This is a genomic window from Rhodococcus pyridinivorans (assembly GCF_900105195.1).
Lineage (GTDB): Bacteria > Actinomycetota > Actinomycetes > Mycobacteriales > Mycobacteriaceae > Rhodococcus > Rhodococcus pyridinivorans.
This window is the reverse complement of the sequence record NZ_FNRX01000002.1, coordinates 4,931,470-4,944,961: the sequence shown is the minus strand read 5'-3', so window position 1 is coordinate 4,944,961 and position 13,492 is coordinate 4,931,470. Positions and strand designations below refer to the sequence as shown.

Here is a 13,492-nt window from a genome sequence, read left to right as displayed (position 1 = left end):
AGGTCATGAGTACCAGCGTCAAGCCCCGGCTAGCTGGTCGGCAACCCTCCAACCGCGGTGGGGTGCTCCGGGTGACGACCGGGCCGTGAATCCACTACCGGACACGGCAAGCGCGGACTCCGCCGGCGACGAGAATTCTCCGTCGTAGGCGTCACCGGCGGGTCCCCGAGTACACAAGGGACTTGTCATGACTGCTGTAGCCACCACCACCTGCATCGCTCCCTTTGCCACCGTTTCCGGCTGTGACGTGCAGGTTCCGCTCGTCCAGGGGGGTACCTGCACCTATGCGAACTTCGACTACGCGGCGAGCGCACCGGCGCTGTCCGCCGTCACCGACCGCATCACCGAGCTGCTGCCCTTCTATGCGAGCGTGCACCGCGGCGCCGGATACGCTTCGCGGATCAGCACCACCGCCTACGAGGACGCCCGCTCCTCCGTGTCGCGCTTCGTCGGCGCGGCCGACGACCAGGTCGTTGTCTTCACGCGCAACACCACCGATTCGCTGAACCTGCTCGCGAGTGCGGTGCCCGGCGATGTCGTGGTGCTCGACATCGAGCACCATGCGAATCTGCTGCCCTGGAAGAACTCTCGCATCGTCGAGGCTGCGGACACCGTCTCCGAGACGGTATGGCGTCTCGCGGTCGAACTGCAGCGCGCACCCGCGGCCCTGCTCGCCGTCACCGGTGCTTCCAACGTCACCGGTGAGGTCCTGCCGATCGCCGAACTCGCCGAGCTCGCACACGCTTCCGGTGCCCGGATCCTCGTCGACGGTGCGCAGCTCGTGCCCCATCGCCGTGTCGATCTCGTCGAGCTCGGTGTGGACTACCTCGCCTTCTCCGGCCACAAGCTGTACGCGCCGTTCGGTGCGGGAGTGCTCGTCGGCCGCCGAGACTGGCTCGACGCCGCCGAGCCGTACCTCGCCGGTGGCGGCGCGGTGCGCGAGGTGCGCCTCGATCACACCGAATGGTCCTGCGCCCCTGCGCGTCACGAGGCCGGCACCCCCAACGTGCTCGGCGTCGCCGCCCTTGCCGCCGCGTGCGATGCGCTCGCCGGTTTCGACGCCGACGCGGTGATCCGTCACGAGGAGGCCCTGTGCGCCCTGCTCGTCGACGGTCTGCAGGCCATCGACGGCGTGGAAGTGCTTCGGCTGTGGAACGATTCGGCCGACAGTGTCGGGATCGTCACCTTCACGGTCGACGGCTACGAGCCCGGCCACGTCGCCTCCTATCTGTCCGCCGAGTACGGCATCGGCGTCCGTGACGGACGCTTCTGCGCCCACCCGCTGCTCGCGCGGGTCGGTCGTGCCGGCGGAGCCGTCCGGGCGTCGCTCGGACTCGGCAGCTCGTCCGACGATGTCGAGCGACTCCTCGGAGCGCTCCGGTTGCTGGTCGAGAACGGGCCGACGTGGGTGCACGCGAAGACCGCCGGCGTGTGGAACCCCTCGCCGGAGACGCGTCCCGGCCTCGGAGCGACCGACGGCGACGCATCTCCGTGCGTCTAACGGTCGACAATTCCCCATAGGATCAGTAGGGTAATTCGCATGGGACGGACGAGGACGATCGCTGCGGCACGCTGGTGCCGTCGCCATGTCGACCTCTGCCGTACGGCATCGGGAATCTGTCCGGACTGAAGGTCTTCTCCCTCACAGTCTTCCGGCTCACAGGCCGATCCCTCCGTGCCGCTCCGCGGCCCGTACCGAGAGGCATCCCATGTCCGTCTCATCCACCGTCACCCCTGTATCCGCAGACCCGGCCGTCGTCGAGTCCGCCGCGATCCGGCCGTTGCGCGTCGCCGTCGAACTCACCGGTCACTCCGGGCCCGACTACTGGGCCGACCTGACCCTGGGACGTGTCGGCGACCCGCCGCTCGACCTCAGCGCCGATGTATCCAACGTCGTGCGGGTGCGTGCCGCCGACCTGCGTGAAGCCGGGAAACTGCGCGACCGCATCCGCGCAGAGGCCGCCGAGGAGGGCCGCGATCCCGATTCGGTCACGGTGCTCGTCGACGTCGAGATCGTCCTCGCCTCCGATGCCCGCACCGCCCGCACCCGGCGCACCCGCCCGGAATCGACTCGCGGGGAGGCCGGCACGCTGTCCTATGTCGGAACGCCGCACGGTCTCGCCGGGCTGATCGCGGACATCCATGCCGTGCAGGTCGCCGACGGCGTCACGCTGATCCCGCTCGCCGCGCCGTTCACCGTCGAGCATCTCGTCGACGGAACGCTGCCGTGGCTGGAGTCGCGCGGCCTCGTCGAGGTCTCGCCGACCGTCGTCGAGGTCCTGCGCCGGTTCGGTGAGGGCGCTCGGACATCCGTGCGCGCTTCCTGACACGAATCGGTATTGCGAAGGAGGGGCAGGAGTTTCGACTCCTGCCCCTCCTTCGCATGCGTTCACGCCGTACGGCGGTCGAGTGATTCGACGACGTGTACGCGCGGATCGGGATCGAACCGGTAGCCCGACCCGCGGACAGTGGTGATGATGTTGCCGAAACGTCCCAGCTTGGAACGGATCCGGGAGACATGGACGTCGACACTGCGGTTGCCGCGGTCGGTGTCGAAGTCGTCGTTCTCCGAGTATCCGGCGCCGAGCGGCCTCAATGCCGCGCGGGACACCACGACGCGGGGCCGACGCACCAGGTGCGCGAGGATCTCGAATTCGCTGTGACTCAACTCGACCCGCTGATTGTCGAGCACCAGCCCCCGGGCCGGCAGATCGATGACCAGAGGGGTCGGGCCGGGGCTGAGAAGAGTGTGGGTGCGCGCACCCGGGAGCAGATCGAGCGCGGTCTCCCGCAGAGCATCGGCGAGGGCGGCGAGATCGCCCGCCGACCCGGCGTTCGTGTCCGAGATCTGCACGATGAGAACGAGTTCGGGGGAATCGACCGAGCTGCCGGCCGGGTTCTCGATGGAGGACGTGGTCATGGAAGGGCTCCGCTGGTCGGAAGGTGAACGGCGCCGGGCAGGCAACTACCCGCAGCAGTGCGGCGCCGGAAAAGAGGAAGGGATGGTGCGGATCTCAGAACGCACAGAGGCACGAGCGGGTACGACACAGGTCGACATGCCTGCGGCTCCACGCTCGGACTGTCACGACGGAAAGTGTACCCGGATGGAGATGCCGGTGTACCGGTAGGTGGACGGTCTCAGTCCACGTCGACGTCGATCGCCGCAGTGATGCGCATGAGCTCCGAATAGACGGTCCGGAACAGTGTGTTCGGGCATCCACCCGACGCCCACAGATCCGGGTGGAGCTGCAGCGCACGGTCGATGTAGGTGGGCAGGTTCGTGGGATGACCGAGCGGTGCGACGCCACCGAGCGGCTGGCCGGTGACCTCCGTGACCAGGTCGGAGGAGGCCGGCACGAGTTCGCCGCCGAGCCGCTCGCCGGTCCGCTCGACCGACACGCGATGCGCCCCGGACACCAACAGCAGGATCGGGTCGTCATCGAGCAGGAAGACGAGCGACTTCACGATCGCGCCCACCTCGACACCGACCGCGGCGGCGGCCTGCTCAGCGGTGTGCACGGTCTCCGGCTGCTGGACGATCAGACCGTGATGGCCGCGGGCGATGAGCGTGTCCGAGACGCGGTGGGCATTCGGATGCAGCGACCTGGTCATGGATCAAGAGTAGGAAAATCGCCGCCGGATGGGCGCGGTTCCGAGGACGCGTCGTCGTGGGGTGGCTCGATACAGTCCGTACGTAAACAAGTTACCCTTCGGTATTAACGCCTCTCCTGCCAGAAGGCAGGAGATTCCCGGCTCGGACCGCAACCGAACCACCCAGGAGGTGATCCGCCTGTCTGACGTCGTCGACACCGGTGTGGCCACGCTCCGCTACAGCCAGAATCACTCTGGCAGCGTTCCGGTCCCGGCATGCGCTGTAGTCGCAGGCCGAGCATCGGAAGGTTCGTTCGCCGAGTTCGAGGCGTTGCTTGGCTCTCGCGAAACATCTCGAACACGTCATCGACGTGTATGCGGGCCGTACCAGCACCACCTTCCGGCCGGCCCGCGTGCCCTGCTCGACGAGTTCGCGCTTCGCAGCGCCGATCGCGGCGTCCGCCGCTTTCCTCGCCATCGTGGATCGGGCGAGGAACTGGGGGCGGAAATCCTCCGCGGCGATCAGTGCGTGGTGTGCGACCACCCCGCGCGCCCACATCCGTGCCTCGTGCTGGTTCCGCCGAGCGGCCTTCTTCTGCACCTGCGACGCACGTTTGCGGGCTCGCCGGTATCCGTTGGACGGTCGGCTTCCCTTGGGTCTGCGTCGGCGAGCCATGGTTCGGTGCGCCTTCGCCAGCTCCGCCGCGCAACGCTTGCGATGACCCCGGTGCGGCAGGTCGAACCGCTCGTCGGTGGTGGTCGCCGTGTGGGTCACTCCCCAATCGACACCGATCGCCGAACCAGGCGGCGCCGGAGCCGGAGGTTCGGTGCTGCGGGTGACGACGAACGACGCGTACCAATCTCCGGCCGAGTCGCGGGTGATGCGCACACTCGACGGTCCGGATGGCAGTTTCCGCGACCACACCACCGGAATTGTGACGCCCTTCGGCAAGCGCAATCGGCCTTCCTGGATCCGGAAGCTGCGACGGGTGTACTCGAGAGTCGGCGACGTTGCCTTCCGGGACTTGAACTTCGGGCGGTTACGTCCTTTCACCGCGAACGACGAGTCGAGCGCACGAGCGTAGGTCCGCAACGTCTGTTGTTGAGCGACCTGGGAGCCGGCCCGCAACCACGCCGATCGTCTGCGCGTCTCGGTCAGCTGTTTGCTCAGCTTCCCGGAAGTGGGTCGTGCGCCCGTCTTCTGGAGGTGCACGGCTTCGTTCCACAGGAACCTGCAGCGATGCCATTCGTCGAGCAGCGCGCGTTCGGCGCTGCTGCCCGCACGCAACCGGAAGTTGTAACGCACAACCTCGACCCCCATGCCCGGGCACGCTATCGACGCCCACCGACAGATTCCGTCGTCACCATCACAAGCCCGACCCTGGAAGGAGGACGGCGGTTCTCACCCTTGTGAGGGCCGAGAGCCGCCGAACACACAATGTCCGATCTCTCGCCTTGGAAAGCGTTCACCGTCGAACGCAAGGATCACGTCGCACAGGTCACGCTCATCGGCCCCGGCAAGGGCAACGCCATGGGCCCCGACTTCTGGGCGGAATTGCCCGTCCTGTTCGGTGAGCTCGACGCCGACCCCGAGGTCCGCGCCGTCGTCCTCGCCGGTTCCGGCCGGAACTTCTCCTACGGCCTCGACCTCGTCGCCATGGGCGGCAGCCTCGGCGCCGTCGTCTCCGGCAAGGCGCTCGCGAAGCCGCGCACGGACTTCCACACGTTGATCAAGAACATGCAGGCGGCCATCACGGCCGTCGCCGACTGCCGCAAGCCGGTCGTCGCCGCGGTCCAGGGCTGGTGCATCGGCGGAGCGGTCGACCTCATCTCCGCCGCCGACATCCGCTACGCGAGCGCCGACGCGAAGTTCAGCGTCCGCGAGGTCAAGGTCGGAATGGTCGCCGACGTCGGCACCCTCGCCCGGCTCCCGCTCATCATCGGCGACGGTCACGTCCGCGAGCTCGCGCTCACGGGCAAGGACATCGACGCCGCCCGCGCCGAGAAGATCGGTCTCGTCAACGACGTCCACGACGACGCCGATGCAGTGCTGGCCGCCGCTCACGCGACCGCCGCGGAGATCGCCGCCAACCCGCCGCTCGTCGTCCAGGGCATCAAGAACGTCCTCGACCACACGCGCTCGCCGCAGGTCGACGACAGCCTCCGCTACGTCGCGGCGTGGAACGCGGCGTTCCTGCCGTCGGAGGACCTCACCGAGGCGATCACCGCCGTCTTCGAGAAGCGCCCGCCGCAGTTCAAGGGCGAATAGACCCCGCAGACGACGGATCCCCCGGACGATCGCATCGTCCGGGGGATCCGCGTTGTACAGGCTCGGTGTCAGTGCCCGCCGTTGTTCTTCAGGCGCTCGACCGACGCGGTCACCTCGGCCTCGGCCTCGGCGCGACCGACCCAGTCGGCGGCCTCGACGTGCTTGCCCGGCTCGAGATCCTTGTAGTGCACGAAGAAGTGCTTGATGGCGTCGAGCTCGAACTGCGAGACGTCGCTGATGTCCTGGACGTGATCCCACCGCGGGTCGCCGGCCGGGACGGCCAGGATCTTGTCGTCGCCACCGGCCTCGTCGACCATCTTGAACATGCCGACGGGGCGGGCCTCGACGATCACGCCGGGGAAGACCGACTCGGGCAGCAGGACCATGCAGTCGAGCGGATCGCCGTCCTCACCGAGGGTGTTCTCGATGTAGCCGTAGTCGGCCGGGTAGCCGAACGAGGTGTACAGGTAACGATCGAGCTTGACGCGTCCGGTCTCGTGATCGACCTCGTACTTGTTCCGCTGTCCCTTGGGGATCTCGATGGTGACCTCGAACTCCACGCCTTGCCTCACTTCGTCGGTGTTTTTCCGGCGGATACGACATCCGTATCTGCGGTGATGGTCCGCAGAGAGGATAACGGTCGCGGCGCTAGGCTGGAGGTGCAGGTACCGGGGCCCCGAGTGCGTCACAGCAGTGTGCGGCCGGCAGCGGGAAGTGCGGGTAGCTGGTCGACCAGTGTGTGCAGGATGCAGCGGAGGCGTGTTGACGGGGCAGGGCGGCAACAAGAAGCAGGGTTCACTGGCAACCAGGCGACGACGGAACATGAAGATCCTCTTCGGGATCTGGGGAGCGGGTTTCCTCGCTCTCGTCGTGGGCGGAGCCTTCGCGATCTACGACGTGCGGGCGTCCGCCGGCGCGGTCGTGCTCCCCGCACCGGCACCGGTGATCGCGACCCCCGCGGTCGCCGCGGTCTCGCCCGACGCTCCGACGCCCGACCCGACCTCGCTGGCGGCGGCACTCGACCAGGCGGTGAACAATCCCGGCCTCGGTGACTTCGCCGGGTCGATCACCGACCCCACGACCGGCACGGTGCTGTGGTCGAAGGACGCCGATCGCGCGCTGATCCCGGCCTCCACCACGAAGATCCTCACCGCCGCGGCCGCCATGCTCGTGCTGCCCTCCGATCATCGGATCACCACGCGTGTCGTCGAGGGTTCGAAGCCGGGGGAGATCGTCCTCATCGCGGGTGGCGACCCCACCCTCTCGGCGATGCCGCCCGGCGAGGAGAGCTTCTACCCCGGTGGTCCCCGCATCGCCGACCTCGCCGAACAGATCCGGCGCAGCGGCACGACGGTCGAGACGGTCCTCGTCGACACGAGTCTGTACAGCGGGGATCCGCTCGCGCCGGGCTGGTTTCCCCAGGACGTCGGCGACGGTTACGTCGCACCCATCGAACCGGTGATGCTCGACGGCGCCCGGTCGAACCCACTCGAGGACGAATCGCCTCGCAGCGCTACGCCCGCCCTGGACGCCGGTCGTGCACTGGCGACGGCGCTCGGTGCCGACCCCGCGCGGGTAGCGCTCGGATCCGCCTCACCCGGTGCGGCGCCCATGGCGTCGGTCCAGTCGGCGCCACTCACTGTGCGTCTCGGTCAGATGCTGCGCCGATCCGACAACGTCCTCGCGGAGACCATCGGACGGGAGGTCGCCGTCGCGACGGGCAACGAGCACTCGTTCGAGGGCACGACGAAGGCGGTGACCGGTACCCTGCAGCAAGCGGGTCTGGACGTCACCGGTGTGACGTTGCGCGACGTCAGCGGGCTCTCGGTCGAGAACCGGATCCCTGCTCGTACGCTCGATCGCGTGATCTCCGAGGCGGCCGGACCGAACAGGACGGAGCTGCGGCCCATGCTCGACTATCTTCCCGTCGCCGGAGCGACCGGCACGCTCGCCGACCGCTACGGCACCACGACCCGTGCCGGAGCCGGATGGGTGCGGGCGAAGACCGGCACTCTGACCGAGGTCAACGGACTCACGGGATACACCGTCGACTCCGACGGCCGCGTGCTGTCGTTCGCTCTGCTGTCCAACGGCCGGTCCCCGAGCGAGGCTCGGCCCGCCCTCGACGCCGTGGCGTCGGTACTGCGTGAGTGCGGTTGCCGATGACCGGCAAGGAGCGGGCACTCGGCGACGCGATCGACTGGTCGTTCGCGGCCGGGGTCGGCGTGCGCCTCACCCGCTCCGAACCCGCGATGTCGCGGTACACCCGCGATGCGGTGCAGGACGAGTTGTTCTCGGCCGCCGCGCGCGCCGAGGGACCGGTGCGCGAGCACACGCGTCTCGACGACGGAACCGAGCCGCCGCCCGCGCAGGTCGTCGACCGGCCGGGCTGGGTACGTGCGGCCGCGGCGTCGATGGCCGACCTCACCGCGACCTCGGGCGAGGATCCGGCCGGCTCCTCCCTCCGCTGGGTGGGCAAACCGGCGGGCGCGCAGGCCGGCGCGATGCTCGCCTACCTGTCGTCCGCGGTGCTCGGACAGTACGACCCGTTCTCTCGTTCGCTGCTGCTCGTCGCGCCCAACGTCGTCGCGGTCGAACGCGCCCTGAAGGTGCCGCCCGCCGACTTCCGGCTGTGGGTGTGCCTGCACGAGGTGACCCACCGCGTGCAGTTCGCACAGGCACCGTGGATGGCCGAGCTGATGCGCGAGGCCGCCGCCGACCTCGCCACCGCGGTCGACGAACCGATGGGCGACGTCGCGACCCGCGTGGTGTCGGCGGTGAAGGACCTGCGCACTCCCGGCGACAAGGCGATGTCGGAGCGGGGCATGCTCGGTGTCGTGCGGGCGCTGCAGGCACAGTCTCAGCGCGAGTCGTTCGATCGGATCCTCGCGCTCGGAACGCTGCTCGAAGGCCACGCCGATCATGTAATGGACGGTGTCGGCCCGGCCGTGGTCCCGTCGGTCGCGCGGATCCGGCGGGCGTTCGACAACCGGCGGCACCGCAACAGCAGCCCGGTGCATCGCCTCATCCGGCTCGTCCTCGGCATGGACGCCAAGATGGCCCAGTACGTGCACGGCAAGAAGTTCGTCGACGCCGTCGTCGCGAAGGTCGGCACGGACGACTTCAACGCCGTGTGGTCCGGTCCGGACGCCCTGCCCACCCTGACGGAGATCGACCATCCCGATGCGTGGATCGCGCGGGTGCTGAGCTGATCGTGGCTTCACCGTCCAACGATCGGCCGCTGCTGCCCGAAGCCCCGGCGATCCACGAGGTGCGCCTCGCCGTGCGGGCCTGGCTGGGCGCGCACCCGGCCGACGCGGTGACCGTCGCGTTGTCGGGCGGGGCCGATTCCGCCGCCCTGACCGCCGCCGCCGTCGCGGAGACCGAGGCGGTGCACGCTGTCGTCGTCGATCATCGCCTCCAGTCCGGTTCCGAGGTCGTCGCCGCGCGGGCCGCGGAGTTCGCCCGGGCCCGCGGCTGCGCGACCGTCGTGGTGGTCGGTGTGGACGTCACCGGTGGGGGAGGCCTCGAGGCCGCCGCGCGCGCGGCCCGCTACCGGGCGCTCGACGAGAACCGCGACGACCGGACCGTGTTGCTCGGGCACACCCTCGACGACCAGGCCGAGACGGTGCTGCTCGGTCTCGGCCGCGGATCGGGGCTGCGTTCGATCCGCGGGATGGCACCCTTCGACCCGCCGTGGGGCCGGCCGCTGCTCGGCGTGCGCCGCGACACGACCCGCCGGGCGTGCGACGAACTCGGCTACCGCCCGTACGAGGATCCGCACAACACCGACGACCGGTTCACGCGCGTGCGTCTGCGCCGTGAGGTACTGCCGCTGCTCGAGGACGTGCTCGGTGGGGGCGTCGCCGAAGCCCTCGCGCGCACGGCCGGGCAACTGCAGGACGACGGCCACGCCCTCGATGTCTGGGCCGGCGACCTGCTCGCGACAGCGCGGCGCGAGGACGACCTGCTCGACACCGACACTCTCGCGGCGGCTCCCGCCGCAGTACGACGCAGAGCCCTCCGATCGTGGCTGATCGATCACACCGTCACGCCGAACGAGACGATGCTGCGGACGGTCGACGATCTAGTAGCGGCGTGGCGCGGACAGGGCCCGGTCGCTGTCGGACGGGGCCCGCGGACGGGGACGAGGTTGGTGGTGTCGCGTCGGCGTGGCACGCTTGCCGTGGAGTACGTCGACCGGGCGAAGGTCCGGGCGACCGGCAGCAGAAGGTAGGGAAGGACCCCGGTGTACGAGAACGACATAGCGTCGGTGCTGATCTCCGAAGAACAGATCAAGGAGCGGACCGCAGAGCTGGCGCAGTCGGTCGCCGAGCGTTACCCGGTGGGTGCGCCGGAAGGCGATCTGCTGCTCATCGGGGTGCTCAAGGGCGCCATCTTCTTCATGACCGACTTCGCGCGCGCTCTGCCGATCCCGACGCAGATGGAGTTCATGGCCGTCAGTTCGTACGGGTCGTCGACCTCCTCCTCGGGTGTCGTGCGCATCCTCAAGGACCTCGACAAGGACATCGCCGGTCGCAACGTCCTCATCGTCGAGGACATCATCGACTCGGGTCTGACGCTGTCGTGGCTGCTCAAGAACCTCTCGACGCGCAACCCCGCGTCGCTCGAGGTCGTCACGCTGCTCCGCAAGCCGGAGGCCGTGAAGATCGACGTCGAGGTCAAGGACGTCGGATTCGACATCCCGGACGAGTTCGTCGTCGGCTACGGACTCGACTACGACGAGCGCTACCGCGACCTGCCCTACATCGGCACGCTGGATCCCAAGGTCTACAGCAGCTGACCTCCGGTCGAGCCGCGTCGTGAGGTCCCCGGCCCGGGGAACTCCGGTTCCGTCCCGATCGTTGTCGATTACGACGTATTCCCGGTGTCGGCTCCGGCCGGTGCCGGGGCGACCGCTCGTTGCTACGCGGTAACCTTGCGTTGCCTGGTCAGTGACCGTCGCGGCGTGCGGCCACCCCGGGCGCGAAGCGCCGCGACTGCGAGACCCCGACGAACTCGATCGAAAGGACCGGCCGCTCGGGCCGAACCTGTATGAACCGCAAGACAGTGTTCCGTAATCTGGCGATCGTCGCCGGCATTCTGCTGGTGATCTACGCCTTCAGTTACTTCGGCGACGACACGCGCGGTTTCACCCAGGTGGACACGTCCGTCGCGGTGTCCCAACTCGAATCGCAGAACGTCAGCGAAGCCCGCATCGACGACCGCGAACAGCAGGTGCGTCTGTGGCTCGAGAACGGCAACGACGCGACCGAGGGCAGCACCGAGATCATCGCGAAGTACCCCGCGTCGGCCTCCGAACAGATCTTCGACCTGGTCGCCGCGTCGGGCGCGCAGAAGTACGACACGAGCGTCACCCAGGAGAGCTGGCTGACCTCGATCCTCATCTTCGTCCTGCCGATGATCATCCTGCTCGGCGTGTTCTTCTTCGTGATGAGCCGCATGCAGGGCGGTGGTCGCGGCGGCATGATGGGCTTCGGCAAGTCGAAGGCCAAGCAGCTGTCGAAGGACATGCCCAAGACGACCTTCGCCGATGTCGCCGGCGCCAACGAGGCCGTCGAGGAGCTCTACGAGATCAAGGACTTCCTGCAGAACCCGGCGCGCTACCAGGCGCTCGGCGCGAAGATCCCCAAGGGCGTACTGCTCTACGGTCCTCCCGGCACCGGTAAGACCCTCCTCGCGCGTGCCGTCGCCGGCGAGGCGGGCGTCCCGTTCTTCACGATCTCCGGTTCGGACTTCGTCGAGATGTTCGTCGGTGTCGGCGCCTCCCGCGTGCGCGATCTGTTCGAGCAGGCCAAGCAGAGCGCTCCCTGCATCATCTTCGTCGATGAGATCGACGCGGTCGGCCGCCAGCGCGGCGCCGGCCTCGGCGGTGGTCACGACGAGCGTGAGCAGACCCTCAACCAGCTGCTCGTCGAGATGGACGGCTTCGGCGACCGCTCCGGCATCATCGTGATGGCCGCGACGAACCGCCCCGACATCCTCGACCCGGCACTGCTGCGTCCCGGCCGTTTCGACCGTCAGATCCCGGTGACGAACCCCGACCTCGCCGGTCGCCGGGCGATCCTCGCCGTGCACTCGAAGGGCAAGCCGATCGATCCCAAAGCGGATCTCGGTGCGCTCGCCAAGCGCACGGTGGGCATGTCCGGTGCCGACCTCGCGAACGTCGTCAACGAGGCCGCGCTGCTTACCGCCCGTGAGAACGGCACGGTGATCACCGAGGCGATCCTCGAGGAATCGGTCGACCGTGTCATCGGCGGTCCCCGCCGCAAGAGCCGCATCATCAGCGAGCACGAGAAGAAGATCACGGCCTACCACGAGGGTGGTCACACCCTCGCCGCGTGGGCGATGCCCGACATCGAGCCGGTTTACAAGGTCACCATCCTCGCCCGCGGCCGCACCGGCGGTCACGCGATGACGGTGCCCGAGGACGACAAGGGCCTGATGACGCGTTCGGAGATGATCGCGCGCCTCGTCATGGCGATGGGCGGTCGTGCCGCGGAGGAACTCGTCTTCCGCGAGCCCACCACCGGCGCCTCGTCCGACATCGACCAGGCCACGAAGATCGCGCGCGCGATGGTCACCGAGTACGGCATGAGCGCGAAGCTCGGCGCCGTCCGCTACGGCCAGGAGCAGGGCGACCCCTTCCTCGGCCGGTCGATGGGTGTGCAGTCCGACTACTCGCACGAAGTGGCACGCGAGATCGACGAGGAGGTCCGCAACCTCATCGAGGCCGCGCACACCGAGGCGTGGGCGATCCTCAACGAGTACCGCGACGCCCTCGACGTGTTGGCGGGCGAGCTGCTCGAGCACGAGACGCTGACCCGCAAGGATCTCGACCGGATCCTGGCCGACGTGAAGAAGCGTCCGCGGATCACGACCTTCAACGATTTCGGTGATCGGGTCCCGTCCGACAAGCCGCCGATCAAGACGCCCGCCGAGCTCGCGGCCGAGCGTGGCGAGCCGTGGCCGCCGGAACCGCCGTCGCTGACGAAGCCGGCGCATCAGCACCCGCAGTATCCGGGCCAGGGCGAGGCGCCCGCTCCCGCCGGCTACCAGCCCGGCGCGCAGCCGCAGTACCAGCCGGCGAACGGCTACCCCCAGCCCCAACAGCAGCCGCAACCCCAACAGCAGTCGCAGCCGGTCCCGGCCTCCGAGCCGCTTCCGGGCTTCCAGCCGACGGCTCCGTATCCGGGTGGTCCGCGGCACGCGACGCGTCCGGACTACGGTGCTCCCGCCGGATGGTCGGCTCCCGGCTGGCCGCCGCGCGAGCAGACCCCGCAGGAACAGCAGGGTCACGGGCCGCAGGGCCCCGGACAGCCTCAGGGATACGGATATCCGCAGGGCCATCAGGGGCAGAACCCCCAGAGCTACGGACAGCCCAGCTACGGACAACAGGCCCAGGAAACGCAGAGTTTCGGGCGTCCGCAGGAGCCGCACGACGCCGACCGTCCGTCGGACTCCGGCGAAGACGGTGCGGCAGATGCGCACCGTGGTGAGAACCACGTGGGAGACTCGCAACCGCGCGATGGTTACGGCGCTCCCGAACCCCCTCCCACACAGCGGTGGGAAGGCCCGGCCGGCCGGCACTGATCCGTGTCGGTGAGTCGG

At 68.8% G+C, this 13,492-nt stretch carries 12 protein-coding genes and 1 riboswitch; of the genes, 8 read left to right on the top strand and 4 right to left on the bottom strand.

All coding sequences use genetic code 11. From position 1 onward, the window contains the following. Position 1: 1 nt before the first annotated feature. A riboswitch (SAM riboswitch) is annotated at positions 2-119 on the top strand. 68 nt (positions 120-187) lie between these two features. Together BLV31_RS23520 and BLV31_RS23515 are read left to right on the top strand one after the other, a co-directional pair. Beyond that, complete coding sequence (locus BLV31_RS23520) at positions 188-1,501, top strand: aminotransferase class V-fold PLP-dependent enzyme (RefSeq protein WP_039957820.1); 1,314 nt, start codon at positions 188-190, stop codon at positions 1,499-1,501. Positions 1,502-1,709: 208 nt separating this feature from the next. Beyond that, on the top strand, positions 1,710-2,327 hold the full coding sequence (locus BLV31_RS23515) for an LLM class flavin-dependent oxidoreductase (protein WP_081263447.1): 618 nt from the start codon (positions 1,710-1,712) through the stop codon (positions 2,325-2,327). Positions 2,328-2,389: 62 nt separating this feature from the next. On the opposite strand, the gene BLV31_RS23510 is transcribed toward BLV31_RS23515, so the two are convergent. The 3 genes from BLV31_RS23510 to BLV31_RS23500 form a co-directional block, all read right to left on the bottom strand. Continuing rightward, the gene (locus tag BLV31_RS23510; protein WP_006550528.1) at positions 2,390-2,920 is read right to left on the bottom strand and encodes a winged helix-turn-helix domain-containing protein; all 531 of its coding nucleotides are present in this window, start codon (positions 2,918-2,920) and stop codon (positions 2,390-2,392) included. Between the two features lie 218 nt (positions 2,921-3,138). Continuing rightward, a complete protein-coding gene (locus BLV31_RS23505) occupies positions 3,139-3,612 on the bottom strand; it encodes a YbaK/EbsC family protein (protein ID WP_006550527.1) in 474 nt (157 codons plus the stop codon). Between the two features lie 91 nt (positions 3,613-3,703). Next, positions 3,704-4,912 carry an RNA-guided endonuclease InsQ/TnpB family protein gene (locus tag BLV31_RS23500; RefSeq protein ID WP_064061085.1) on the bottom strand — a complete coding sequence of 403 codons (1,209 nt, stop codon included), beginning with the start codon at positions 4,910-4,912 and terminating at the stop codon, positions 3,704-3,706. A 117-nt stretch (positions 4,913-5,029) separates the two neighbouring features. Between BLV31_RS23500 and BLV31_RS23495 the strand changes: the two genes are divergently transcribed. After that, on the top strand, positions 5,030-5,860 hold the full coding sequence (locus BLV31_RS23495; RefSeq protein ID WP_033096936.1) for a crotonase/enoyl-CoA hydratase family protein: 831 nt from the start codon (positions 5,030-5,032) through the stop codon (positions 5,858-5,860). Positions 5,861-5,928: 68 nt separating this feature from the next. Here the strand turns inward: BLV31_RS23495 and BLV31_RS23490 are convergent, their stop codons facing one another. After that, positions 5,929-6,420 (bottom strand): inorganic diphosphatase, encoded by a 492-nt coding sequence (locus BLV31_RS23490; RefSeq protein WP_006550524.1) that lies wholly within the window; start codon positions 6,418-6,420, stop codon positions 5,929-5,931. A gap of 262 nt (positions 6,421-6,682) precedes the next feature. Between BLV31_RS23490 and dacB the strand changes: the two genes are divergently transcribed. The 5 genes from dacB (at position 6,683) to ftsH (ending at position 13,474) form a co-directional block, all read left to right on the top strand. Continuing rightward, positions 6,683-8,026: a D-alanyl-D-alanine carboxypeptidase/D-alanyl-D-alanine endopeptidase gene (gene dacB / locus BLV31_RS23485; protein WP_019290202.1), complete on the top strand. Its 1,344-nt coding sequence runs from the start codon at positions 6,683-6,685 to the stop codon at positions 8,024-8,026. Further along, positions 8,023-9,072: a zinc-dependent metalloprotease gene (locus BLV31_RS23480; RefSeq protein WP_033096982.1), complete on the top strand. Its 1,050-nt coding sequence runs from the start codon at positions 8,023-8,025 to the stop codon at positions 9,070-9,072. The genes dacB and BLV31_RS23480 overlap by 4 nt, the downstream gene beginning before the upstream one ends. Then, on the top strand, positions 9,048-10,097 hold the full coding sequence (gene tilS / locus BLV31_RS23475) for a tRNA lysidine(34) synthetase TilS (RefSeq protein ID WP_064061084.1): 1,050 nt from the start codon (positions 9,048-9,050) through the stop codon (positions 10,095-10,097). The genes BLV31_RS23480 and tilS overlap by 25 nt, the downstream gene beginning before the upstream one ends. Positions 10,098-10,109: 12 nt before the next feature. Then, positions 10,110-10,664 (top strand): hypoxanthine phosphoribosyltransferase, encoded by a 555-nt coding sequence (gene hpt / locus BLV31_RS23470; protein ID WP_006550520.1) that lies wholly within the window; start codon positions 10,110-10,112, stop codon positions 10,662-10,664. 251 nt (positions 10,665-10,915) lie between these two features. After that, the gene (gene ftsH, locus BLV31_RS23465) at positions 10,916-13,474 is read left to right on the top strand and encodes an ATP-dependent zinc metalloprotease FtsH (protein WP_064061083.1); all 2,559 of its coding nucleotides are present in this window, start codon (positions 10,916-10,918) and stop codon (positions 13,472-13,474) included. Positions 13,475-13,492: the final 18 nt, after the last annotated feature.